The 22,888-nt window shown below is 59.2% G+C and carries 21 protein-coding genes; 4 read left to right on the top strand and 17 right to left on the bottom strand.

All coding sequences use genetic code 11. From position 1 onward, the window contains the following. Window positions 1–34: 34 nt before the first annotated feature. Both C6366_RS14590 and C6366_RS14585 read left to right on the top strand, forming a co-directional pair. A complete protein-coding gene (locus C6366_RS14590; RefSeq protein WP_107739165.1) occupies window positions 35–643 on the top strand; it encodes a DUF1007 family protein in 609 nt (202 codons plus the stop codon). A 192-nt stretch (window positions 644–835) separates the two neighbouring features. Next, a complete protein-coding gene (locus C6366_RS14585; protein ID WP_107739163.1) occupies window positions 836–1,663 on the top strand; it encodes an ion transporter in 828 nt (275 codons plus the stop codon). 188 nt (window positions 1,664–1,851) lie between these two features. Here C6366_RS14585 and C6366_RS14580 read toward each other — a convergent pair whose 3' ends face one another. The 3 genes from C6366_RS14580 to C6366_RS14570 form a co-directional block, all read right to left on the bottom strand. Further along, entirely contained in the window at window positions 1,852–2,877 is a 1,026-nt protein-coding gene (locus C6366_RS14580) for a rod shape-determining protein (RefSeq protein WP_107739161.1), read from the bottom strand. Window positions 2,878–3,072: 195 nt separating this feature from the next. Continuing rightward, the gene (locus C6366_RS14575; RefSeq protein ID WP_233248515.1) at window positions 3,073–4,113 is read right to left on the bottom strand and encodes a GAF domain-containing protein; all 1,041 of its coding nucleotides are present in this window, start codon (window positions 4,111–4,113) and stop codon (window positions 3,073–3,075) included. A 17-nt stretch (window positions 4,114–4,130) separates the two neighbouring features. Then, window positions 4,131–4,343, bottom strand: a complete 213-nt coding sequence (locus C6366_RS14570) for a DUF6485 family protein (protein ID WP_107739157.1) — start codon at window positions 4,341–4,343, stop codon at window positions 4,131–4,133. 328 nt (window positions 4,344–4,671) lie between these two features. On the opposite strand from C6366_RS14570, the gene C6366_RS14565 reads away from it, so the two are divergent. Both C6366_RS14565 and msrB read left to right on the top strand, forming a co-directional pair. Further along, window positions 4,672–5,112, top strand: coding sequence for a Fur family transcriptional regulator (locus tag C6366_RS14565; RefSeq protein WP_107739155.1), 441 nt, complete (start codon window positions 4,672–4,674; stop codon window positions 5,110–5,112). A gap of 276 nt (window positions 5,113–5,388) precedes the next feature. Beyond that, entirely contained in the window at window positions 5,389–6,510 is a 1,122-nt protein-coding gene (gene msrB, locus C6366_RS14560; protein WP_107739153.1) for a peptide-methionine (R)-S-oxide reductase MsrB, read from the top strand. Window positions 6,511–6,585: 75 nt separating this feature from the next. Here the strand turns inward: msrB and C6366_RS14555 are convergent, their stop codons facing one another. The 14 genes from C6366_RS14555 to C6366_RS14485 form a co-directional block, all read right to left on the bottom strand. Further along, window positions 6,586–7,062 carry a PaaI family thioesterase gene (locus tag C6366_RS14555; RefSeq protein WP_107739150.1) on the bottom strand — a complete coding sequence of 159 codons (477 nt, stop codon included), beginning with the start codon at window positions 7,060–7,062 and terminating at the stop codon, window positions 6,586–6,588. A 2-nt stretch (window positions 7,063–7,064) separates the two neighbouring features. Further along, the gene (gene pgi, locus C6366_RS14550) at window positions 7,065–8,708 is read right to left on the bottom strand and encodes a glucose-6-phosphate isomerase (RefSeq protein WP_107739148.1); all 1,644 of its coding nucleotides are present in this window, start codon (window positions 8,706–8,708) and stop codon (window positions 7,065–7,067) included. Window positions 8,709–8,740: 32 nt separating this feature from the next. Next, the gene (gene aroC, locus C6366_RS14545) at window positions 8,741–9,856 is read right to left on the bottom strand and encodes a chorismate synthase (RefSeq protein WP_107739146.1); all 1,116 of its coding nucleotides are present in this window, start codon (window positions 9,854–9,856) and stop codon (window positions 8,741–8,743) included. After that, window positions 9,853–11,850: a nucleoside-diphosphate sugar epimerase/dehydratase gene (locus tag C6366_RS14540; protein ID WP_107739144.1), complete on the bottom strand. Its 1,998-nt coding sequence runs from the start codon at window positions 11,848–11,850 to the stop codon at window positions 9,853–9,855. Before C6366_RS14540 ends, aroC begins: the two co-directional genes overlap by 4 nt. A 313-nt stretch (window positions 11,851–12,163) precedes the next feature. Further along, window positions 12,164–12,838 (bottom strand): cytochrome c biogenesis protein CcsA, encoded by a 675-nt coding sequence (gene ccsA / locus C6366_RS14535; protein WP_107739142.1) that lies wholly within the window; start codon window positions 12,836–12,838, stop codon window positions 12,164–12,166. 238 nt (window positions 12,839–13,076) lie between these two features. Beyond that, window positions 13,077–13,748, bottom strand: a complete 672-nt coding sequence (locus tag C6366_RS14530; RefSeq protein ID WP_107739140.1) for a heme exporter protein CcmB — start codon at window positions 13,746–13,748, stop codon at window positions 13,077–13,079. Further along, on the bottom strand, window positions 13,741–14,409 hold the full coding sequence (gene ccmA / locus C6366_RS14525; RefSeq protein ID WP_107739138.1) for a heme ABC exporter ATP-binding protein CcmA: 669 nt from the start codon (window positions 14,407–14,409) through the stop codon (window positions 13,741–13,743). The genes C6366_RS14530 and ccmA overlap by 8 nt, the downstream gene beginning before the upstream one ends. A gap of 40 nt (window positions 14,410–14,449) precedes the next feature. Next, window positions 14,450–16,372: a heme lyase CcmF/NrfE family subunit gene (locus C6366_RS14520; RefSeq protein ID WP_107739136.1), complete on the bottom strand. Its 1,923-nt coding sequence runs from the start codon at window positions 16,370–16,372 to the stop codon at window positions 14,450–14,452. A gap of 73 nt (window positions 16,373–16,445) precedes the next feature. After that, window positions 16,446–16,865, bottom strand: a complete 420-nt coding sequence (locus C6366_RS14515) for a cytochrome c maturation protein CcmE (protein WP_107739134.1) — start codon at window positions 16,863–16,865, stop codon at window positions 16,446–16,448. Between the two features lie 1,784 nt (window positions 16,866–18,649). Beyond that, on the bottom strand, window positions 18,650–19,048 hold the full coding sequence (locus tag C6366_RS14505) for a ribbon-helix-helix domain-containing protein (protein WP_107739130.1): 399 nt from the start codon (window positions 19,046–19,048) through the stop codon (window positions 18,650–18,652). Between the two features lie 26 nt (window positions 19,049–19,074). Next, complete coding sequence (locus C6366_RS14500; RefSeq protein ID WP_107739128.1) at window positions 19,075–19,638, bottom strand: DJ-1/PfpI family protein; 564 nt, start codon at window positions 19,636–19,638, stop codon at window positions 19,075–19,077. 356 nt (window positions 19,639–19,994) lie between these two features. After that, entirely contained in the window at window positions 19,995–20,420 is a 426-nt protein-coding gene (locus tag C6366_RS14495) for a peptidylprolyl isomerase (RefSeq protein ID WP_107739126.1), read from the bottom strand. Window positions 20,421–20,740: 320 nt separating this feature from the next. Continuing rightward, the gene (locus C6366_RS14490) at window positions 20,741–21,076 is read right to left on the bottom strand and encodes a TraR/DksA family transcriptional regulator (RefSeq protein ID WP_107739124.1); all 336 of its coding nucleotides are present in this window, start codon (window positions 21,074–21,076) and stop codon (window positions 20,741–20,743) included. A gap of 8 nt (window positions 21,077–21,084) precedes the next feature. After that, the gene (locus tag C6366_RS14485; protein ID WP_107739122.1) at window positions 21,085–22,692 is read right to left on the bottom strand and encodes a peptide chain release factor 3; all 1,608 of its coding nucleotides are present in this window, start codon (window positions 22,690–22,692) and stop codon (window positions 21,085–21,087) included. Window positions 22,693–22,888 lie beyond the last annotated feature (196 nt).

Below are 22,888 nucleotides of genomic sequence, written 5' to 3'. Positions count from 1 at the left end.
GACCCTCTCACAACAAGAGCAAAGGACCAACGCCATGCACCGGCTCCGTTGGATCAGCCTCTTTCTGGCCGTGACCACGTTGCTCTTCATGACCGCGCAACCAGCCCGAGCCCATCCGCACGTCTGGGTGGACTACGCCATCGAGGCCCGGTTCGACGCCACGGGGCTGGTCGGATTTCACCACCGCTGGACCTTTGACGAAATGTTCAGCAGCCAGATCATGGAAATGTTCGACGCGGACGGAGACGGTGTCTTTTCAGACGAGGAGATCAATGAGGTCCGCCAAGGAGCGTTCGAGTATCTGAGCGAATACGACTACTTCATCCAGATCAAGGTCAACGGCTCGTCCTTTCACGTAGCCGCGGTCACGGACTTCCGGGCCGTCATCCAGGGCCATCGAGTGGTTTACGACTTTTTCGTCCCCTGCGCCGTGCCGGCCTCGATCGAGCCCAAAACCGTGCATTTGCTGGTGGCGGACATGGAATACTTCGTGGACCTCGGCCTGAAAAAGGACGGCCTGTCCATTAGCGGCCAGGAGCATGTCACGGTAAGATCCACGTTTCACAGCAGCGAGGTCTTTTCCTTCTGGGGTGGGGCTTGGGAGCCCAGGCATCTCACAATAGAATTCCAGAAATCGTCCTGACAGTCCGTTGAAAAACTCCCAATTGCCGCGTCGCCGCAAAAAGCTCAAACTCTCACGCATCAATAAATACGCTTCGACCTTGAGCTTTCTTTGCTCCTTGCACTTGGGATTTTTGAACGGACTGCCGCTAAGAGGACGTGTTCAACAATCATCTGATCCTTTTCCTCAACCATCATTTTACAAACCAACCCCATGACCACCACACCCAGCGCGAGCACTCGCGATCGAATCCTGAACCTCGTCCAGAACAGCCGATTTCAGAACGCGGTTATTTTCGTGATCATCATCAACGGCATCGTTCTCGGCCTGGAAACCTCGGCCCGGGCCATGGAACTGGCCGGCCCGTTGCTCCTGGGCATCGACCGGATATGCCTGACCATTTTCATCGTAGAGATCGGACTGAAGCTGTACGCCCAGCGCCGAAACTTCTTCCGGGAAGGGTGGAATGTGTTCGATTTCTTGGTGGTGGCCATCTCCCTGGTGCCCAGCCAAGGAGGTCTGGCCGTGCTGCGGTCGCTGCGCGTGCTGCGGGTGATGCGGATGATCTCCGCCCTGCCCAACATGCGCCGAGTCATCGCGGCCATGCTCCACGCCCTGCCCGGGGTCAGTTCCGTGGCCGGTATCGTGGGCATCATCTTCTACGTCGGCGCGGTCATCTCCACCAAGCTGTTCTCCGCGGCCTTCCCGGAGTGGTTCGGCTCCATCGGCGGCTCGTTGTACACCTTGTTCCAGATCATGACCCTGGAAAGCTGGTCCATGGGCATCGTCCGGCCGGTTATGGAAGTCTATCCGCAAGCTTGGATGTTCTTCGTGCCGTTTATCATCGTGACCACGTACACGGTCATCAATTTGGTGGTGGGAATCATCGTCGGAGCGATGGAGGAGAAGGCCATCGAGGAAGGGACGAAAGAGGACCCGGCCAAGGTCTGGCTGAAACTGGAAAGTCGCCTGGAGGCAGTGGACGCCAAATTGGCCGAATTACTGAAGGAAAGAGAAGGACGGAGCGACGGTCGGCGCTGATTGGTTTCCATCCGGAAACTCTTTTGTTTCCGGATGCTGAAACTGCCGGTTTTCAATCCGGAAACGAGCAATTTTTTCTTTTGGCAAGGAAGTCAAACAATTATGAGGAGGCGTATAGCAATACGTTGACGAAATAATTGTGAAGACTGACGCAGCCAAAAGGAAAAAGGGCCGTTTCCGGATGAAAACTAGTTGATGAACACCGAAGCAAACCGCTTCTGGTTTTCAAGCACCTTCCCCACTCCGCGCACCACGGTGGTCAGCGGATCGTCGTCCGTGATCACCTGAATATGGGAACTTTCGGAAATACGATCGTCCAGCCCCTTGAGCAGCGCCCCCCCTCCGGCCAGGTACAGGCCGTTGCTGGCCACGTCGGCCACCAGTTCCGGCGGGGTCTTTTCCAGCGCCCTGCGAACCGCCAGGACGATGGCGTTGACCGGTTCCTGGATCGCCTCTCGGATTTCGGCGTCATGCAGGGTCAGGGTACGGGGGTTGCCGTCCACCATGTTTTTCCCCCCGATTTCGATGGAAAGCGGCGTCTTCAACGGATAGGCCGAGCCGATGGCGATTTTGGCCCTTTCAGACATGTTTTCACCGATCAGCATCTGGTACTTGTCCTGCACGTACCGTTGAATCGCCTCGTTCATCTCGTCCCCGGCGATGCGCACGGACTCGGAGTAGGCCACGGAAGAAAGCGAAAGTACGGCCACCTCGGTGGTACCGCCACCGATGTCCACGACCATGTTCCCGATGGGCTGGTCAATGGGCAATCCCGCGCCTATGGCCGCGGCCATAGGCTCCTCGATCAATCGGACTTCACGGGCTCCGGCCTGGGTCCCGGACTCGATGACCGCCCGTTTTTCCACCTGCGTAATGCCCGCCGGCACGCCGATGATGATCATCGGCTTGACCAGCCGCATCCCCCGGATCACCTTGCGCACGAAGTAGGCGATCATCTCCTTGGTGACCTCGAAGTCCGCGATGACCCCGTCCTTCAGCGGGCGAATAGCCCGGATGCTTTTCGGGGTCCGCCCCAGAAACTCCTTGGCCTCCCTGCCCACCGCCAGCACGTTTCCACTTCGGTTGTCCAGGGCCACGACGGACGGCTCGTTCAAAACGATGCCGTCTTTGGGTGTATAGACCAGGGTGTTGGCCGTACCCAGGTCCATGGCCAGATCCTTGCTCATGAGCGAAAAAAAACGTTGGAGAAACATCGAGGCAGTCCACCTTGTGAATTACGGAAAGTGTGCGGCGAAAGCCGGGAGCAGCCGAAAAGAGGCACGAAAACCACGTCGGGCCTGATGGCCTAGATAAGCGAAAAAAAACGGCAAGCTCTGAAGGTCGCTCGTGCCTCGCGCCTCGCGCCTCGCGCCTCGCGGCGACATGGCGTCAGAACTGATACAGCCGCCTCAGCTTGGTGGCAAGTCCTGGGCTTCGTTATTTGGAAAGATCGGAGACGTTTTGGGGGAGAGTTGGGCTCGCAGTTTGCTCACATGGTTCTTGAGATACAGATTTTCCAGAAAAAACTCCAGATACTCCGTGACCAGACGCAAAAAAAACCGCATTTCATCGGCGATATCCCGCGGGGCCTCATCGGCGAGGATCAGCACCGCCCTGGTCCGCTTGTGTACGCTCAGCGGCAGACAGATCACGGTGTGCAAGGCCAGTCCTCCGATGACGTCCTTGGCGAAAAGGGTCGACCCGGTATGGCCGGACTCGGCGTCCGCGGAAAAAACCGGTTTTGCATTCTTGAACACCCAGCCCACGAGCCCGCTGCCGAAGGGATATTTTTCGTTTTTCGAACGCTGATTGATGGGAAAGTCGTCCGTCCAGCCCTCGATGAAAAAATTTTGGCCGAACTCATCTCGCGCGGCCAGGGCCACGTGTTTGGTCCCCGTGGTGCGGGCCAAGATATGGAGGAATTGATTCAGATAAGCGGACCAAAGCGGATACCGTTGGCGAAGTTCCTGGATTTCCCGCAAAGCCTGGTAATAAACGAAATCCTGCCTATTGGTCTCCTGGCGACAGGAATCCAATTGCAATTTGGCAATGAATTCCGCGAACTGATGCAGAATTTTTTGGTCCTTGGTGCTGAAGGAGTAACTTTTCTTGCTGTCCACGCAGACGATCCCCTGCCCGTCGCGCAAGGGACATCCCATGAACGACTTGACAGCTGATTCACTTCGTCCAGAGTAGTACCCCAAAGATTCAGTCTGCAACTCGAAGTTGTTGACAAGGAGCGGTTGATCATTGCGTAAAATCCAGCCCACCAACCCCTTGCCCGGCACGACCTCCGCCCCCTCGGCCACATCGTCCCCGAGGCTGAAATGCGCCGCCATCCTCAGGACGCCTTCCTCGTTGGACAAAAACAGGACCGCCGAGTAGGCGTCAAAGGAGTTGGCCACGATGCCGAGAAGGTGTTTCAGGCACCCCATGTTCAAGGAGTCCATAGGATTCAAGGGAGGTGTCATTTGGGAGTGCGTCGTTGCACGAAAAAATCGATGCTTCGGTTGTAGGAACGCTCTTCATCCTCGGTGAAATAACACGCCGGCAGTTCGCGACGCTGGCGATGGTAGTGAAGGCACTCGCAGCACAGCCCATGCTTCGGGCAGCCCTGATGCGTACATGAGCAAAATTTGGTGTTGATTCGGATTCGCGGGCATTGACTGTTCTTGATCATGAAACGCTCCAAAAGTCGAGGAATCAAAGGGTCTGGGGGCCTCGGCCCTTCATTTTTTCCATCCGCTGGCGGACGCAAACCTTCCTTTCTTTCGTGCCATCCGATATGCAACCACTCAGCACATTCCATTCATGGCCGTACCTTAGAGGCTGGAACCCCAGTTAACGAAATGGCGCGTCATGGCCATATACCCATAATTTCTCTTGACCTCAATGTCAATACACTGAAATTACTTATTTTTTACACACACCCGCGCTATGGGGCATACATTGACAGAGAGTGAGATGCGCTGTAGAGCAAAATCAATCTTTCCTTGGAGATGCCAACCATGCACGATGCGCGCAATCAGTTTTTCCACTTCCTGAGCAAGAAAAAGCTCAAGTTCACCGCCCAACGTGGTCTGATTTTCGACGTTTTTTGGAACACCAAGGACCACGTATCCCCCGAGGAACTCTACAATCTGGTCAAGCAGATCGATCAGCGTGTCGGACAAGCCACCGTCTACCGGACCCTGAAACTGCTCTCCGACTCCGGGATCGCCCGGGAGGTCAACTTCGGGGACGGCGTCTCCCGCTACGAGCCGACCTTCGGCCAAGCCCATCACGACCACCTGATCTGCACCAGTTGCGGCCGCAGCGAAGAAGTCGTGGACCACCAAATTGAAAGCCTCCAGGAACAACTGGCCAAGGACCACGACTTTACCTTGACCGGCCACAAAATGTACCTGTTCGGCCTGTGTCCGCAATGTCGGGGAAGCGGCCGAAAATAGCAGCATCGTCCCGCCCTCCGGCTACCCCCTCCCTCAGGGTTTAACGCCCTGTTCTCCTAGTGCTTCACCATCCCGCATGACGCTTCACGTGCGCATGCATGGATGCGTCTTGTCCATGCCCTTGAGTCATTTCCCGACTCCGCCGCCCCACGATCCCTTTGCCTATACAGGCTTCCGGCACTGTTATTCTCCACCCTGTCGCATTCGCCTTCTTGCCATACCGATTCCCGATCTTATTTGATCCATTCCGGCAACCGTTTCACGCAAGAGGCAAGAATGAGTAAATACACAGGAACGGACACATTCACCATCATGGCACTGATTACGATACTGACTCTGATGATCGCGACAACCATGGCTGAAGCCAAGGAGAGCACCATGCAGCACGCCCCTGAAACCATCCAGACGGCCACCCTGGCCGGAGGGTGCTTCTGGTGTCTGGAATCCGACCTCCGCAACCTGGACGGTGTCCTGGAGGCGATTTCCGGCTACACCGGAGGAACCGTGGAACACCCCACCTATGAGCAAGTGGTCGGCGGCGACACCGGCCATGTCGAGGCGGTCCAGATCCGGTTCGATCCCGCGAAGACGTCCTACTCCGAAATCCTGGACGCCTTTTGGCGCTCCATTGATCCCACGGACCCAGGGGGTCAGTTCGCGGATCGCGGATCGCAGTACAAGACCGCGATCTTCTACAACAACGAAGCCCAGCGCATCACCGCCGAAGCCTCCAAGAAGGCCCTTGACGCCTCCGGCCGTTTCTCCAAGCCCGTGACCACCCCGATCCTTCCGGGCCAAGCCTTCTATCCCGCAGAGGACTATCACCAGAATTACTCCGAAACCAACCCGACCCACTATCAACGATATCGAGTGCTGTCCGGTCGCCAGCCCTTCCTGGACGCGCACTGGAGCGGCACCGAAGTCCAGCCACGCACCACGGCCAAGGGATTTGCCGCTCCATTCATCAAGCCTTCCCGTGACGTGCTGCAAGCCAAGCTGACCCCGCTCCAGTTCCAGGTCACCCAGGAGAATGGAACGGAGCCGCCTTTCAAGAACGCCTACTGGGACAACAAGCGCCCGGGCATCTATGTGGACGTGATTTCCGGTGAACCGCTGTTCAGCACCCTGGACAAGTTTGATTCCGGAACGGGATGGCCCAGCTTCTCCAAGCCATTGGTCGCCGAGAACATCACCGAGCATGTGGACCGCAAGCTGTTCATGCGCCGCACCGAGGTCCGCGGCAAACACGCCGACTCCCACCTGGGCCACGTCTTCCCCGACGGTCCGGTGCCCACCGGCCTGCGCTACTGCATCAATTCCGCGGCCTTGCGCTTCATCCCCCGGGAAGATTTGGAGCTGGAGGGGTATGGTGAGTTCACGGAGCTGTTTCAGGAATAACGCCCCCTCGGTTTCCCCACAACGCAAAAAGGCGGCCCATATGGGCCGCCTTTTGCGTTACGTCATCCAATGATATCAACCTTGCAATTCCATATTCGCGGGCATGGGCGCGGCCACCACTTCCCCACGGACCGTGACCACGCCATTGACCAGAATCTCCACCTCCACCACCAGCTTGCGGCGCTTGCGCTCCCGGACCCGGCCGCGCAGCTCCAGCTCCACGCCCAGCGGGGTCGGCCTGAGAAAGTCCACGTGCAGCGACGCGGTGACGTATCGTCCCAGAGGCTCGCCTTCGGCCCGGTCAGCTCCCCCCGCCGCGGCCGTCCCCACGCCGTGGCAATCCACCAGCGAAGCCAGCAGTCCGCCATACACGAACCCTGGCACGGCGATATGCTCCGGTTTGGGCGTAAACCTGGCCACGGACGTTTGCCCGTCCCAGAAGCTTTTCACTTGCAGCCCGTCCGGATTGTTCCGACCGCAACCGTAGCAATGGCTTAGTTCGTCGGCGTACTGGTGCTGGATAGGAAGCGGGATGGAGGATTGCGACGTCATGATCACCCACGCATCTTCTTATACGCAGTGATCAGCCCGTTGGTGGACGCGTCATGGCCGGAAACAGGGTCGGCTCCGGGCAGTTCCGGCAGGATGGCCTTGGCCAGTTCCTTGCCCAGCTCTACGCCCCACTGATCAAAGGAATTGATTCGCCAAACAACGCCCTGGACGAAAATCTTATGCTCGTACAGGGTGATCAGGCTGCCCAGGACGTGGGGCGTCAGTTTTGGGAAAAGGATGGAGGTGGTGGGCCGGTTGCCCGGAAACACCTTGTGCGGCAGGATCTTTTCGATCCGCGCCCGGTCCATGCCCGAGGCCTCCAGTTCCCGGCGCGCCTCGGCCTCGGTTTTGCCGCGCATCAGGGCCTCGGTCTGGGCGAAGAAGTTGGAGAGCAGAATTTCATGATGGTCGCCCAGCGGGTTGTGGCTCTGGGCCGGGGCCAGAAAATCCGCGGGAATCAGCTTGGTGCCCTGGTGAATGAGCTGATAAAAAGCGTGCTGGCCGTTGGTTCCGGGCTCGCCCCAGATCACCGGACCGGTGGAGTGGTCCGTCGTCTCGCCGTCCCGGGTGACCCGCTTGCCGTTGCTCTCCATGTCGCCCTGCTGAAAATAGGCCGGAAAACGGTGCAGATACTGGTCGTAGGGCAGGATGGCATGGCTCTGGGCGCCCAGGAAATTGTTGTACCAGATGCCCAGCAAGGCCAGAATCACCGGCACGTTGCGTTCCAGCGGGGCGGTCCGGAAATGCTCGTCCATGACAAAGGCCCCGTCCAGCAGCTCCTCGAAGCGATTCATGCCGATGAACACGGCTATGGGCAGCCCGATGGCCGACCACAGGGAGTAGCGCCCGCCGACCCAGTCCCAGAACTCGAACATGTTCTCCGGGTCGATGCCGAATTCCCGCACCTTCTCCGTGTTCGTGGACATGGCCGCGAAGTGTTTGGCCACGGCCGCCGGGTCGGTCAGGGAGCGCAGCAGCCAGTCCTTGGCCGTCTGGGCGTTGGTCAGGGTTTCCTGGGTGGTGAAGGTCTTGGAGGCCACCAGGAACAGCGTGGTTTCCGGATCGCACTGTTTCAGGGTTTCGGCGATGTGCGTGCCGTCCACATTGGACACGAAATGCATCCGCAGATCCGGATGGCCGTAGGGCTTCAGCGCTTCGGCGACCATGTACGGTCCCAGATCCGATCCGCCGATGCCGATGTTGACCACGTCCCGAACCCGTTTGCCGGTAAACCCCAGCCATATCCCATCGCGGACCGCGTCGCTGAAGGCGCGCATCCTGGCCAACACTGCCCGGACATCCGGCATCACGTCCCGCCCGTCAACCTTGATCGCCCGCTCGGACCGATTACGCAGCGCCACATGCAAAACAGCCCGGTTTTCCGTAAAATTGATCCGCTCCCCGCCGAACATCTTTCCCCGCCACGTTTCCACCTCGGCTTCTTTTGCCAGGTCCAGCAACCGGTGCATGGTCTCTTCGGTGATGAGATTCTTGGAGTAGTCCACGAGGATATCGTTCACCGTGGCTGAAAATCGGTCGAACCGAGCGGCGTCTTCAGTAAAAAGATCGCGCATGTGGCGACGCTTCATGACCTCGGCCTGGCTGGCCAGGGTCTTCCAGGCGGATGTTGCCGTCAACGTGCTCATGAGACTACCTCCAGGGGGGTTATCAAGGAAACTTACGAACGTGAATCACCCGCCGCGCGATGCAGCAGGAGCAGGTCCGCCAGGGTCAGGCAGACCATGGCCTTGAGCACCGGAACGATCCGGGGGATAGCGCAGATGTCGTGGCGACCGCCGATACGCAGTTCGTGCTCCCGACCGTGTTGATCCACGGTGGTCTGGGGCTTGGCGATGGAGGGGATGGGCTTGACCGCGACCCGGACCACCAGGGGCTGGCCGGAGCTGATCCCACCGAGAACGCCTCCGGAGTTGTTGGAAGCGAATCCACCGGCGAGGATCGGATCGTTGTTCGTGCTGCCAAGCATCCGGGCCGTCGCGAACCCGGCCCCGATCTCCACGCCCTTGACCGCGCCCACGCCCATCAGGGCATACGCGAGACGGGCGTCCAGTTTGTCCAATACGGGTTCACCCAGGCCCGCCGGAACCCCCAGAGCCTGAATCTCCACGATCCCGCCAAGGGTGTCGCCCTGGCCGCGTACATCTTTGATCCGCTCCTCCCAGGGGCCGATCAATTCGGGATGAGCGGCGAAAAACGGGCGCTCCGCCACGCCTTCCAAGTCCACTCCCCAACTTGCTCCGGAGCCGGTCTCACAATGGCTCCCGGAGTTGGACACGCTCTCCAGTCCGATCCCGCCCAACTCCACCGTGTACGCGGTCACGGCGACGCCTTCAGCGGCCAGAACCTCCTGGGCAATGGCCCCGCCCACCACCCGGCAGACAGTCTCACGGCCCGAGGACCGGCCGCCGCCGCGGTAATCCCGGATGCCGTACTTGGCCTGGTAGGTGATGTCCGCGTGTCCGGGACGGTGCAGGAACTCCAGCGGCCCGTAATCACGGGAACGCTGGTCCTCGTTGGCAATAAAGAAGCCGATGGCCGTTCCCGTGGTCCTGCCCTGGAACACGCCGGACAGCAGCCGAACCCGATCTGACTCCTTGCGACTGGTGGTCCCCAGCCCCTGCCCGGGCTTGCGGCGATCCAATTCCCGCTGGATCACGGCCTCGTCCAGAGCGATCCCCGCCGGACACCCGTCCACCACCCCGCCCAGGCCGGGCCCGTGGGACTCGCCGAAGGTGGTCAGGCAAAAGACGCGACCGATGGAGTTTCCGCTCATGCCGTCTCCCTCAGGTTTTCGCTTGGGTTTCTCTCGGCGCTCTCCATCACCGGCACCGAGACGGCCTTCTCCTCCACATCATCGGAGGAAAACAGCGGATGCCCGCATTGCGCCTTGTATTCCGGGACGATCCGACCGAGGATGTCTTTGATCGCGACGGCATCATGCCGTCCGGCCGCGGCCTGGAGCTGGTCCATCAATTTGTACAGAACAGCCAACCGCACGTTCCAGTCCTCGGCCTCGCCGTTAAGCCCATCCTCGTGCAAGACCATGATTTTCTCGTGGCTGGTACTGTCCACCCCCTCGGATTCCATCACCAGCTCCTCGAAAAGCTTCTCCCCCTCCCGAGGACCGGTGATCACAATGGGAATGTCCACGTCCGGCTCCTTGCCGGAAAGCCGGATCAGGTCACGAGCCATGTCCAGGATGCGCACCGGGGTGCCCATGTCCAGGACGAAAATTTCACCGCCCTTCCCCAGGGTCGCGCTTTGCAGGATCAACTGCACGGATTCGGGAATGGTCATGAAGTAGCGGATCATTTCCGGATGGGTCACGGTCACTGGCCCACCCAATTCTATCTGGCGGCGAAAAAGGGGGATCACCGAACCGGAAGACCCCACCACGTTTCCGAAACGCACGGCCATGAACCGGGTCCGGCCGTTCTGGATACCCCGCAGCAGCAACTCGGCCACCCGCTTGCTGGCCCCCATCACGTTGGTGGGTCGTACCGCCTTGTCCGTGGAAACAAGCACGAAACGCTGCACTCCGTGGGCCAGGGATTTCTCCATGACCACCTTGCTGCCGACGATGTTCGTCAATACAGCCTGCCAGGGGTTATTCTCCAGCATGGGAACATGCTTGTAGGCTGCGGCGTGGAAGACCACCTCCGGAGCGTAGGCAGTGAACACGTCCTCCATCAGAGCCTCGTCCTGCACCTGGCCCAGTACCGGAACATAGTCCGTAAAGCGATGCTCGTGCTCCAATTCCATCTGAATGGAATAGAGATTGGTCTCGCCGGAATCCAAAAGAATCAGCCTTCTTGGCGCGTAGCGGATAATCTGCCGACAGAGTTCCGAACCGATGGACCCCCCGCTTCCCGTGACCAGGATGGTCCTCTCGGCCAGTATCCCGCGGATGCCGTCGTCGTCCAGGGTAACGGCAGGGCGGCCCAACAAGTCTTGAAAATTGACTTCCCGCAAGGAGCGTACGCTGACCTTGCCGTCGATGATCTCCCCGATCACCGGCAACGTCTTGAAGGAAACGCCTACCTGCTTGCACAACTCGACGATGGAACGCATTCGGGTGCCGCTGACCGAGGGCAGGGCGATCAACAGCTCGTCCGGTCGCACCTTTTCCACGATGTAGGGCAGCATGGCAATCTCTTCCAGTACCGGGACTCCGTGCAGTGTCCGCCCCCTCTTGCCCAGGTCGTCGTCCAGAAATCCCACGACATGATGATCCAGGTCTGGATTTTCCTGAATCTCACGCAGAATCTTTTCCCCGGCGTCCCCGGCTCCCAGGATCAGAACCCGCCTGCCCTTGGGCGTACGCCGCAAGGGAACGCACCAGGGAAAATTGCGGATGCTGCCCTGCATGGTGTACCCGGAACGGATCACCATCCGCAGCCCTCCGGCAAAAAGCATGGTGAAGGCTGCGTCCAGGACGAACACCGTGCGCGGGTATCCTTCCAGGCGGTTCCAGGTGAACATCAGGGCAACCAGGAGCAGGCTGCTGATCAATGCCGCCTGGACCACGTGCCACAAATCGCCCAACCCCGTGTACCGCCACATGCCCCGGTACAGCCCGAAAACCGTGAACACCGCCAGTTTCAGCGGAAGGGCAATCATCACCAGGTGAATCATCTGCACCTGGTAGAGGTCGTCCACGTGAAAATCGAAACGAATCAGATAGCTCAGGACCATGGCCAGGGCGAACAGCAGGCCGTCGGTCAGGAACATGACGTAGAGTTTGGGATTTTTGAACTGGTGAAACATGGTCGGCGAGAATCGAGAAAAAAGAGAAGGCTCAATGTCGACGGAGAACCGTTGACGATACGAATACGCGTGGGCTTTCGACGCCCGGAGACTCAGAAAAGTCCCTTGTTGGCAGTCCGTTCAAAAATCCTAAGTGCAAGGAGCAAAAAAAGCTACCGGACACGTCCTGTGTCCGGCCCCTGCGGGCTGTGGCTGCGCCACATTATCGATTTGCCGTCCTGGCAATCGAATCAAGGTCGAAGCGTATTTATTTATACGTGAGAGTTTGAACTATTTGTGGCGACGCAGCAATTGGGAGTTTTTCAACGGACTGTTAAAGCCGGGCGGCCCAAAGGCCGTCCAGGCGGTCCTGGGACAAGATTTGCCGGACGCGCAACGCGACCAAAACAATCCAGAGCAGGCCCACCGCGGCCAGGGACCCCCCCATGGCCTGCCACATCTCGGGTTCCATGCCCCCTCCGGAAGAGGACATCACGGACGGATGAATGCTGCGCCACAACCGGGTGGAGAAAAAGACCAGCGGGATGTCCACGAAGGCCACGATGCCCAGCACCGCGCAGAGGGTCCGGCGTTTGACCTCGGGGATCGGGGAGGTGCGCAGCACCAGGTAGCCCATGTACACGAACCACATGATCAGGGCCGTGGTCAGCCGGGGGTCCCAGGTCCACCAGACGTTCCAGATGGGCCTGGCCCACAGGGAGCCGGTGATCAGAGCCAAACCGCTGAACAAAACGCCCAGTTCCGCGGCCGCACCGGCCAGGGCGTCCCAGACCGGAGTTTTGCGCACCAGCACGCCCACGCTGCCCACGAAGACCAGGAAAAAACTGAGCAGGGCCCACCAGGCCAGGGGCAGATGGAGGTAGAATATCTTTTGCACCAGCCCCATGGTCGCCTCCACCGGGGCATGCAGCCAGATGGCCAGATGCGCGGCCACCAGGGTCAACGCGGCCGCCACGGCCAGGGTCGAAAGCAAGACGGAATTCTTCATGTGCGGCTCATCTGAGTGTTGAAAAAGTCCTTATCCACAGTCCGTTCAAAAACCCCAAGTGCAAGGAGCAAAAAAGCTATCCGGACACGTCCTGTGTCCGGCCCCTGCGGGCTGTGGCTTCGCCACATTTTCGATTTGCCGTCCTGGCAATCGAATCAAGGTCGAAGCGTATTTATTCATACGTGAGAGTTTGAACATTTTGCAGCGACGCAGCAATTGGGAGTTTTTCAACGGACTGTCATCCCTCCCGGAAGACCAGGGGAAACAGAATCAACGCCACCGCGGCGAACAGGGCGTCGAAGGCCAGAATCAACGTCAGCCATTGGGATTCGTCCTGGAACCCGACCCCGGACAACAGGCCCCCGCCCAGTTTGACGCCGCCCAGGAGCAGGGGCACCAGCAGCGGAAAGAGAATCACGCTGAGCAGGGACTCCCTGGCCGCCTGCCCCTGACTGAGCGCGCCCAGCAGGGAACCCAGAACAACCAGGCCCAGGTCCACGGCCAGGACCAGACCCAAAGCCGACGCCCACTGGCCATACAGGGATTGGCCGAGAAAAACCACCAGCCCGAGCAGGAAAAAAATCTGGGCCAGCAGCAGCAGCGCGGCCCCGGCCAGGGCCTTGCCCAGAAACACGGTCCCCGGACTGATGGGCGCCAGGAGCAGCCCCAGACGGACGCCGTTGGCCTCCTCCAGGTGATACAAAGCATTGAACAGCAGAACCAAGCCGAAGACCGAAGCCAGCCAGAAGATGGCCGCCGCGGCCTGGCCGGTCATGGTCTCGCCCACGGGCAGGGAAAGACTGAAGACGAAGATGATCAACAGCCCCAGCAGGATCGTCTGGGCCAAACCCAGACCCAGGCCGAGCATCAGGCCCAGATCCTTGCGCGCCAGGACCAAAAATCTAGGCATCACCGGACCACTCCAAGTAGTCGTTCGCGCTCCCCAGAAAAGCCTGCCGCTTGCCTTGCAGCACCAGCACCCGGTCCGTCAGGAGAGCGTCTCGACGGGCATCGTGGCTGACCCAGACCACGGCGGCCCCGCGAGCCCTGGCCTGGCCGATCTCTCGGTCCAATATGGCCCGGGAGGCCGTGTCCAGACCCGTGGCCGGTTCGTCCAGGAGCAGCATCCGGGAGTTGAGCAGGAGGACGCGGGCCAGGCTGAGCCGCTGGGCCATGCCCCGGGAAAAGGTGCCGGCCCGCTCCAAGGCCGCGGCTTTCAACTCCACCCGGTCCAGGACCGTGGAGATTTCCGAGATCGATGGCGTCATGCCGTGCATCCGGGCCCAGAACAACAGGTTCTCCGAGGCGCTCAGAAACGGGTACACGCAGGTCCCGTGGCCAAGATAGCCGATCTCGCCGTGTTCCAGATTCCAGGCCACCTCCCCGCTTCCAGGGGTCAGCAGCCCGGCGACGATCTGAAGCAGGGTGGACTTCCCGGCCCCGTTGGGCCCCAGGACCAGCACCACCTCGCCCGGCGCGACGTCCAGGGATACCTGGCGAAAAACCAGGCGTTGGCCGAAAAAATGGCCAACGCCGTTCAGGCTGACGAGTGCTGGTTTACTTTGGGTCATTCAGGGCCACTGCTCACGAAGCCACGGCGCATCACCGCCCTCAAGAGGTGGCGGTGGCCGCATCCGCTCCGGGGTTGGTTTCCCGGTCCTTGCCCTTGGACGTGCGCAACGCGACGAACCCCACCAGACACAAAATAACGCAACCGATCCAGATCCAGTTCACCAGGGGCTGGGTGCTCATTTTCAGGCTGATGATCTCGTCCTCGGTAAAGCCCAGCAGCGTGGCATACAGTTCCACGCCCAGGCTGAAGCGCGTGTCGATCTTGGCATGGGGCCGATCCCAGGTCCGGTAGGAGCGTCTCTGCGGGGCCAGCTCGCCGATGATCTTGCCGTCCCGGGAAACTTCCAGCCGGGAGGCGAAGACCGTCATGGCCGGGGTGCTCCAGGTTTCCATGCCCACATACGTGATGGTGTAATCTTCAATGGTCATGTATTCGCCGGGAGCGAGCACGGCCTCGGCTTCCACCTTGTACGGACCGGAAATGGCCACGCCCAGAAACATCAGGGCCACGCCCAGATGCACCCCATAGGCCCCCCAGGCCGTGCGCCGCTTCCGCAGGGACGGATCCAGGATGAACAGCATCACTATGCTGACCACCATGGCCAACCCAGCGCTGGCACCGACCAGGGCCAGAGGCATGCGAATCCCGTTGACCCACAAAACCACGCCCAGGGCCAGCCAGATCCCGGCCAGGACCGCGAGCCATTTGCCGTGGCGCACGCCCCCCTTCCACTGCATCCAGGGGCAGATCACCAGGAGCGCGCCGATCACCACGAAAAGCGGCAAACAGACCCGGTTGTAGAACCCGGCGTCCAGGCCCATGGGATTCTGGGTCCACAGCTTGCTGATCACCGGCCAGAAAGTGCCCATCAGGACCACTAGGCCCAAGGTCAGAAAAATCCAGGCCGTGACCACCAGCAAGCCTTGTCGGCTGGTCAAACCGCTCAAGGGGCGATCATCCCGGGCCGGGCCGAAAAACAGGACCAGAGCCGTGACCGCCATGCTGAACATCATGAACAGCATCAGTGGATTGCCAACCCCGCCATCGCCAAAGGCGTGCAGAGAGTCGATCACCCCGCTGCGTACCAGGTAGGTGGCCATGAAACAGAGCACCAGGGTCAGAACCATCAGCAGCACATTGGTCTTGCCCAGGGCCTTGCGGCCCTGGCCGACGATGGCCGTATGCAGGAAGGCCGTGGAACTGAGCCAGGGAATCAGCGAGGCGTTTTCCACCGGGTCCCAGGCCCAGTAGCCGCCCCATCCCAGTTCCAGGTAGGCCCACCATCCGCCGATGATGATCCCGGCTGCGAGGAAGATCCACGCGGTCAGGGTCCAGTTGTGGGCAATCTGGATCCAGGAATGTTTCTCCCCGGTGATCCAGCAGGCCAAAGCCAGACAGGCCGGAATAGTGAACCCGGCGTACCCGATGAACAAAGTGGGCGGATGGATGATCATCCCCGGATGCTGGAGCAGCGGATTCAACCCCTGGCCGTCCAACGGCGCGGGGGAGATTTCCATGAAGGGATTCTGATGCCCGGTGAGCAGATACATGAAGAAAGCCTGGATTCCCAAAAAGAAAATCCAGAAAAAGATCCTGGTCTGGCCGCTGAGCAGCCGATATCGTCTGGTGAAGAGCATGATCGTCCCGCAAATCACCACCAGCCACGCCCAGAACAACATGGACCCGGCCTGCCCGGCCCAGAAGGCGGTCAGCCGGTAGAACAGCGGCAGGGTCAGGTCGGAGTAGCGACTGACGTAGAGCAGGGAGAAGTCCTTGACGTAAAACGCCCAGAGCAAGAAGAACGAGCTGATGGTCACCAGGGTGCAGACCACGATCTGGGCGTTCTCCACCCAGGGCAGCACTTTGGACCGGCCCTCCCAGGCTTGATGGACGCAGGCCGCGGCCGCCAGCAACGAGAGCAACAGGGCGGCCAGAAGACTGTAATACGGAATAATGTGCATGAATGCGCTCCAAAAAAAACGGCCCGCTCACGTCACTCGCGGACCGCTTCTGCAGAAGGAATTAGGGGAAAACTCATCCGGACCGATTCTCGGCCTCGTACTTCGAAGGACACTTGGTCATCAGGGTCTTGGCGTTGAAGACCCCTTCCTGGATCAAGTAGCCGCCTTCCAGAATCACCTCGGCCCCGGGCTCGAACAGATCCGGGACCACGCCCCGATACTGAACCGGGATGCGCTGGGACGCATCGTCGTTGTCCGCCAGCATAAACCGGACCCCCATATGCTGGGGATCAAAAACCAGGCCGTCCTCGGCCACGGTCCCGAACAGACGAATCTGCTGAATATCCTCCGCAGGCATGGCCAATGCCTCGGAAACATTCAAAAAATAAATGCTGTTCTGTTTCAGACCAGCCATCAACAACGTCCCAAAGCCGACCAGAAAGAGAGCCAAGGCCACGATGTAAACGGTGCGCGAATTTTTCTTCTTTTGCATGGGCGTGCTCACCTCGTGTCAGTTGATAAAGGAGACGGAACTGTACTGTTTTTGACACGGACTGACAAGAGTTGAAGAGCAAGGCCAACAGGGCAAATTCGTTCTCGCTCCTTACCCGCCACCTGAATCGCTATCGAAATTGAAACCGTGATCGAAATCGAACGCTTGTCCACGAAGATGACGCTATCACGGGGTGACGAAGAATAATTTTGGCTACTCAAAAAGCCCGGGCAATCTCCACCGGACACCCGTTGTGCCTGATGCGGCTTCTACCTTATGTAGCAGTTGAAAAACTCCCATTTGCCGCGTCGCTGCAAAAAGTTCAAACTCTTACGATCAATAACTACGCTTCGACCTTGATTCGATTGCCAGGACGGCAAATCGAAAATGTGGCGCAGCGACAGCCCGTAGGGACCGGACACAGGACGTGTCCGGATTGCTTTTCTTGCTCCTTGCGCTTGCTTTTTTGAACGGACTGCAGACAAATATTTTTTTCAACACTCAGGTAGGTCGACGTTAGCGCTCAGTTGCGCCGAGGCCGCGCAGCGGGCTCAGCGTCAACTGGAGGGCCGTGTTGGACCACACCGCAGGGTGATAATGGCAACTGTTCATGGAGCACACCGAGCAAGTCTCTTGCCTCAGGTTCTGTAAGAGGGCCGCTGACGACCCGCCCGGACTCGATGCGAGATCGAACTATTGCACTGGATAGCTTCGACTCCCCAGCAAGCACAATAAGATTTTTTCCAATATTCATTTCGGTCAAGGAGGCGAACGTTTCCGCAGCACCTTCGGTTAGCTTCACAGTGATTATGACGCTTTCGGGTTCCACATACATTTGAACGGCATGGACATCACCATGGCACAGCCGGTAGATGATCTGGGTATCTGCAACCCCTTGCCCGTATGCGCATCCACCAGCGATAAGCGCACTCGCGATTGCAACCAAATGTGAAAGTCTCATTTTAGAAAGCCCACCGGGCCGGGGTTGACCGGCTTCGAGCTGTGCTGGAGCAAGCTCGCTTGCGGAAAGACAGGCCGAAGTCCGGTCCAGCCGGTTGTTCTCGACGCGGCTTCCGCGGCGAGGGCAACCGGCTGGACGCAGTCAGCCCCGGCCCGTTCCCGCGACGCTTCCGCGTCGCGGAAACAGCGTTATTATCCGAAATTCGCAAAATTCCACCCCCCAAATTCCAGACCTTGCCACCTACCAATTTTGGTAGAATTATTCAACTCAAACCCCGACATTAACTCAATTATTTTAAAATTTTAAAATATGCAGCCCAACTTTCTCTTGACGCCGAAATCAGCTTTATGCCTTCTCCTGAGGTCAACTTTAAGAAGCAGCCATAATTTCATCCAACATAGGGGACATAAAGCCAACCTCGAAGCAAATGATGGACGCATCCATGACCTTTTTTTGACGATGGGAAGCAGGCTTGAAGGCCAGTATCCACCAAGATCGTTACACCCACATCGGGAAGCCATCGTCAAATTCCGGTGCTGGCTCCGAGAAGCCGAAACAATACCAAATGTTGAGTCCATTAAACTACATTTGGCATGGAAGCAATCGGGATGATTCGGAACCTGTTGACACGTAGGGAATTGAACCGCCCGCTTCGCTCAGGACGCGGGGTGCGCAAAGAAGAGGCGATTCATGAACCCTTCCGGCGATCCTGGCGGCTTCAGTACCCGTTGCGCTGGTCAACGAAAAAAGGTCCGACCCTGAATATCAAGGTCGGACCGTCATGCGTGGGCTGCCGATTTTGGCGTCAATGCTCCTGAGCGGTTCAGTGCATCCGGCTCCTCGGCGAAGCGGCTTTCACCAGCTTGCCCCGCTCAGTCCATCGGGCGCTCTCCCGCTCCAGGATTGCGGCGGAAGGGACGTTGCAAAGCTCCTCATTCAAGGCGGGGGATAATTCACCCGCGGCCATCAGCGCGTGATAACGGGCACAGCAGACGCGCAGAAAAGAGGTGAAATTGCCGAGGTCGTGATCGGCGTCCATGGACTCGAAGTACAGCTTGGTGATCAACTGATTCACCGTCATCCGATCGCGGGTGGCGATCTCTTCCAGGGTTGTCCAGAAGAAGTTTTCAATGCGGATACTGGTGGAAACGCCGTCGATCCGCAACGACTTGGTTTGGCTTTTCCAAAGATCGCTGTCGGCGTTGATGAACAGTTGGCACATGGAAAACCTCCCCTTTTCAGAAAGAATCAGCCATCAAGCAGGGCCATGAACTGCGCCATCCAGGCGGGATTGGCCGGCCAGGCCGGGGCGGTCACCAGTTTGCCGTCGGTTATCGCCTCCGTCATCTCCAGGGGAGCGTATTTTCCGCCCGCCACGCGCACTTCGGGTTCGCAAGCCGGGTAAGCGGAACAGGTCCGGCCATTGAGCACACCTGCCGCCACCAGCAGTTGCGCGCCGTGACAAATGGCGGCCACCGGCTTATCGGCCGTGAAGAAATGTTTCACCATTTCAAGAACCTCGGGATTCAGGCGCAGGTACTCGGGCGCCCGCCCACCGGGAATCACCAGACCGTCATAGGTTTCGGCCTTTATTTCGGCAAACGTGGCGTTGAGGGTAAAGTTGTGTCCCGGTTTTTCGGTGTAGGTCTGGTGCCCCTCGAAATCGTGGATCGCTGTTGCGACCACCTCGCCTGCCGCCTTGCCGGGGCACACCGCATCCACCTGGTGTCCAGCGGCCAGCAGGATCTGGAAAGGAACCATGGTTTCATAGTCTTCCGTGAAATCGCCGGTAATCATCAGAATTTTAGCCATCTGTTTCATCCTTTTTTAAAGTGTGAAAGAATTATAGCAATTCAGTACACCACATGTGAAGAGATGGGTGGTAGCGGAATACTACCTCGACAAAACAAAAACGCCGCGTCGAATGCATCCGACGCGGCGTAAAGATTCAAGCCCGCCGGAAGAAACCCGGCGTTGACGAGTAATACCATTTCCAATTCAAGCGTATCTTCCGGTATTGGGGTCGGTATCGGAATCGGGATTGAATTAAGGTTAAAGACCAGCAAACGGTATCGATACCGATACCGACCCCGACGCCGACCCCGATAACTGCACCATTTTAAGCAAATAACGGATTATTGAATCAGAATTGGCATTATCAACCCGAATCAGGCCACCTCGACCACTTCCAGGTCAAAGGTCAGGTTTTCTCCGGCCAGGGGATGGTTGGCGTCCAGGGTCATGGTGGTGTCCGTGAGTTCGGAAATGGTGACCACGGCGGTCTGCCCCTCCTGGTTGACCTGCAACTGCTGCCCCACCTCAGGCTGGATGGTATCCGGGAGTTGGGAGCGTTCCACGGAGAACAGCAGGTCGTCCTGACGAGGGCCGTAGGCGTCTTCCGCGGCAATGGTCACGGTCTTTTTGTCGCCCACCTGCATTCCGGTCACCGCGGCCTCGAAGCCGGGGATCAACTGCCCCTGGCCCAGGGTGAATTCCAGCGGTTCGCGATCCGCGGAGCTGTCGAAAACCTGCCCGCTGTCCAGACGGCCAGTGTAGTGCACCTTGACCTGACTGCCGGTTTGCGCCTGTGTCATAAAGCCTCCTCGGTTAGATAGTGGTAAAAAGTCGTTTCTCTGTTGATACGTATAAAATTGAACCGCCCGCTTCGCTCAGGGCGCAAAGGTCGCGAAGAAGAGATTTTTGGTTACTCCCGAAAGGGAGGGCAATGCTTTTGGAAAGCAGCTTTTTCCCTGCTTTCCAAAATCTTTTCCTTGGCGGTCCTGGCGACTTGAGCGACCAACGGGAGCGGGCGGTTCGTTTTTTCACGGCGGGCAAAGGAATTATGCGCTCCTGAAAAGCGTCAACCAATTCGCCCGGCACATTGGGCCATCCCAAGAAATTACTTGCTCAACCGCTACTCGGCGCACCCAACGCAGAGCACCGCCTCGGGCATGGCCAGTAGTCTGGCCGGGGCGATGGGGTCGCCGCAGTCGGCGCAAAGGCCGAAATCCTCGTCTTCGATCCTGAACAGGGCCCGTTCCAACCGCGCCAAACGGCTCTTGGCCTTGCCCAGGGCGTTGACCGCGATACTCTGGTTGGCCAGGGAGTCCATCCGGGAAAGCCGCCCCACGGCCTGCTGATCCAGCTCCACGGTTCGCGCCCGTTCCTCCAGATCGCCCAACTGCTCCCGCAGACCGGCCATTTCCTCCCGCATCCGGGCTTCCAGGACTTTCCTGCTCGCGTGATCCATGCGACCGGCTACCTGTGCTCCTTGATGGTTTGCAGCACGATGTCGTCGTAGGTTTCCAGCAGCCGCTCCAAGCGCCAGGGGTTGGACACGAGGTAGACCATGTCCCCGTCGATGTCCGTGGCGATGTCCCGGCCGTTGTCCGCGATGAACTTCTTGGCGTCCTTGCCGCCGGCGATCCACCGCGCCCCGGTGATGTCCACGGGCTCGTATCCGGCGTCCACGTTGTACTCGTCCTTGAGCCGGGCCATGGTGACCTCGAATTGCAGCGGCCCCACCGCGCCCAGCAGGTAGTCGTTGGCGCGCAGGGGCCGGAAGACCTGCACCGCGCCTTCCTCGCAGAGCTGCAAGAGCCCTTTTTCCAGTTGCTTGGCCCGCATCGGATCCTTGAGCCGGACCCGGCGGAAATGCTCCGGGGCGAAGCTGGGAATGCCGGTGAATTTCAACGGCTCCTTGAGGGAAAAGGTGTCCCCGATCTTGATGGTCCCGTGGTTGTGGACCCCGATGATGTCTCCGGGCCAGGCCTCTTCCACGCCGGTGCGGTCGTGGGCCATGAAGATCGTGGCGTTGGCGATCTGGACGTCTTTCCCGATCCGATGGTGCCGCACCCGCATGCCTTTCTCGAAATGGCCGGAAATAATCCGTAAAAAGGCGATCCGGTCCCGGTGGGCCGGGTCCATGTTCGCCTGGATCTTGAAGACCACCCCGGAAAAATCCGGCTCCAGCGGGGAAACGACCCGCGTTCCCGCGTTGCCGTTCACCCCGGTTTCCGCCTCCCTGGGCTGCGGCGGGGGCGCCAGGGCCACGAAGGTGTCCAGGAGTTCCTGTATCCCGAAGTTGTTGATGGCGCTGCCGAAAAACACCGGCGTCTGCCTGGCGGCCAGATAGCGCTCATGGTCAAAAGGGTGTCCGGCCCCGGCCAGCAGCTCTGCGTCCCCCCGCAGGTCCCGGGCGTCCCGGCCCAGCAATTCGTCCAGTTGGGGATCGTCCAAACCCTTGACGTGGACCACGTCCGTGGGCCGGGTGGATTTCTGGCCGTCGGGCACGAAAAACCGCAGCTCGTCCCGGCGCAGGTCGTACACCCCCTTGAACCCCTTGCCCATGCCCACGGGCCAGGTCAGGGGCGCGCACTCGATGCCCAGGTTGGTCTCGATGTCGTCCAGGAGTTCGATGGGCTCCAGGCCGTCCCGGTCCAGCTTGTTGATGAAGGTCATGATCGGCGTGTTGCGCATCCGGCAGACCTCCATCAGCTTTTTGGTCTGCACCTCCACGCCCTTGGCGCTGTCGATGACCATCAGCACGGAATCCACCGCGGTGAGCACGCGGTAGGTGTCCTCGGAAAAGTCCTGGTGACCGGGGGTGTCCAGCAGATTGATCTCATGGCCGTTATAATCGAACTTCATCACCGACGAGGTCACGGAAATGCCCCGCTCCCGCTCCACGGCCATCCAGTCCGAGGTGACCCCCCGGGAGTTCTTCTTGGCCTTGACCGCCCCGGCCAAATGAATGGCCCCGCCGAACAGGAGCAGTTTTTCCGTGAGCGTGGTTTTCCCGGCGTCCGGGTGGCTGATAATGGCGAACGTGCGTCGCCGGGCGACTTCTTTCTGGAGTTTGTTCATATGACGGTGGTTGGAAGGACGGGAAAAAGAACAAAAGAACCCCGCCACACATCGTCGAACTTTCGCCGGCGGCAGGGGTTATACAAAGGCAACGGGAATGAATTCAGGGAGTCACAAGAAGATCCATGGCTGGTGGAGAGGTCGCAGAGTGCGATATTTTTCGGACGCGGTCAAGTTGATTGGAAGCCGACCGTTT

The sequence above is a fragment of the Desulfonatronum sp. SC1 genome, from assembly GCF_003046795.1.
Taxonomy (GTDB): domain Bacteria; phylum Desulfobacterota; class Desulfovibrionia; order Desulfovibrionales; family Desulfonatronaceae; genus Desulfonatronum.
This window is presented reverse-complemented; position numbering and strand designations above follow the sequence as displayed.

What these genes read in the sequence shown, in the direction of transcription:
- C6366_RS14495 (WP_107739126.1), bottom strand. Translation starts at nt 20,420, where the DNA reads ATGACACAGGCGCAAACCGGCAGTCAGGTCAAGGTGCACTACACTGGC.
- C6366_RS14485 (WP_107739122.1), bottom strand. Translation starts at nt 22,692, where the DNA reads ATGAACAAACTCCAGAAAGAAGTCGCCCGGCGACGCACGTTCGCCATT.
- C6366_RS14555 (WP_107739150.1), bottom strand. Translation starts at nt 7,062, where the DNA reads ATGACGTCGCAATCCTCCATCCCGCTTCCTATCCAGCACCAGTACGCC.
- C6366_RS14530 (WP_107739140.1), bottom strand. Translation starts at nt 13,748, where the DNA reads ATGCCTAGATTTTTGGTCCTGGCGCGCAAGGATCTGGGCCTGATGCTC.
- C6366_RS14540 (WP_107739144.1), bottom strand. Translation starts at nt 11,850, where the DNA reads ATGTTTCACCAGTTCAAAAATCCCAAACTCTACGTCATGTTCCTGACC.
- C6366_RS14590 (WP_107739165.1), top strand. Translation starts at nt 35, where the DNA reads ATGCACCGGCTCCGTTGGATCAGCCTCTTTCTGGCCGTGACCACGTTG.
- aroC (WP_107739146.1), bottom strand. Translation starts at nt 9,856, where the DNA reads ATGAGCGGAAACTCCATCGGTCGCGTCTTTTGCCTGACCACCTTCGGC.
- pgi (WP_107739148.1), bottom strand. Translation starts at nt 8,708, where the DNA reads ATGAGCACGTTGACGGCAACATCCGCCTGGAAGACCCTGGCCAGCCAG.
- C6366_RS14505 (WP_107739130.1), bottom strand. Translation starts at nt 19,048, where the DNA reads ATGTGCCAACTGTTCATCAACGCCGACAGCGATCTTTGGAAAAGCCAA.
- msrB (WP_107739153.1), top strand. Translation starts at nt 5,389, where the DNA reads ATGAGTAAATACACAGGAACGGACACATTCACCATCATGGCACTGATT.
- C6366_RS14500 (WP_107739128.1), bottom strand. Translation starts at nt 19,638, where the DNA reads ATGGCTAAAATTCTGATGATTACCGGCGATTTCACGGAAGACTATGAA.
- C6366_RS14490 (WP_107739124.1), bottom strand. Translation starts at nt 21,076, where the DNA reads ATGGATCACGCGAGCAGGAAAGTCCTGGAAGCCCGGATGCGGGAGGAA.
- C6366_RS14570 (WP_107739157.1), bottom strand. Translation starts at nt 4,343, where the DNA reads ATGATCAAGAACAGTCAATGCCCGCGAATCCGAATCAACACCAAATTT.
- C6366_RS14520 (WP_107739136.1), bottom strand. Translation starts at nt 16,372, where the DNA reads ATGCACATTATTCCGTATTACAGTCTTCTGGCCGCCCTGTTGCTCTCG.
- ccmA (WP_107739138.1), bottom strand. Translation starts at nt 14,409, where the DNA reads ATGACCCAAAGTAAACCAGCACTCGTCAGCCTGAACGGCGTTGGCCAT.
- C6366_RS14575 (WP_233248515.1), bottom strand. Translation starts at nt 4,113, where the DNA reads ATGGACTCCTTGAACATGGGGTGCCTGAAACACCTTCTCGGCATCGTG.
- C6366_RS14580 (WP_107739161.1), bottom strand. Translation starts at nt 2,877, where the DNA reads ATGTTTCTCCAACGTTTTTTTTCGCTCATGAGCAAGGATCTGGCCATG.
- ccsA (WP_107739142.1), bottom strand. Translation starts at nt 12,838, where the DNA reads ATGAAGAATTCCGTCTTGCTTTCGACCCTGGCCGTGGCGGCCGCGTTG.
- C6366_RS14515 (WP_107739134.1), bottom strand. Translation starts at nt 16,865, where the DNA reads ATGCAAAAGAAGAAAAATTCGCGCACCGTTTACATCGTGGCCTTGGCT.
- C6366_RS14585 (WP_107739163.1), top strand. Translation starts at nt 836, where the DNA reads ATGACCACCACACCCAGCGCGAGCACTCGCGATCGAATCCTGAACCTC.
- C6366_RS14565 (WP_107739155.1), top strand. Translation starts at nt 4,672, where the DNA reads ATGCACGATGCGCGCAATCAGTTTTTCCACTTCCTGAGCAAGAAAAAG.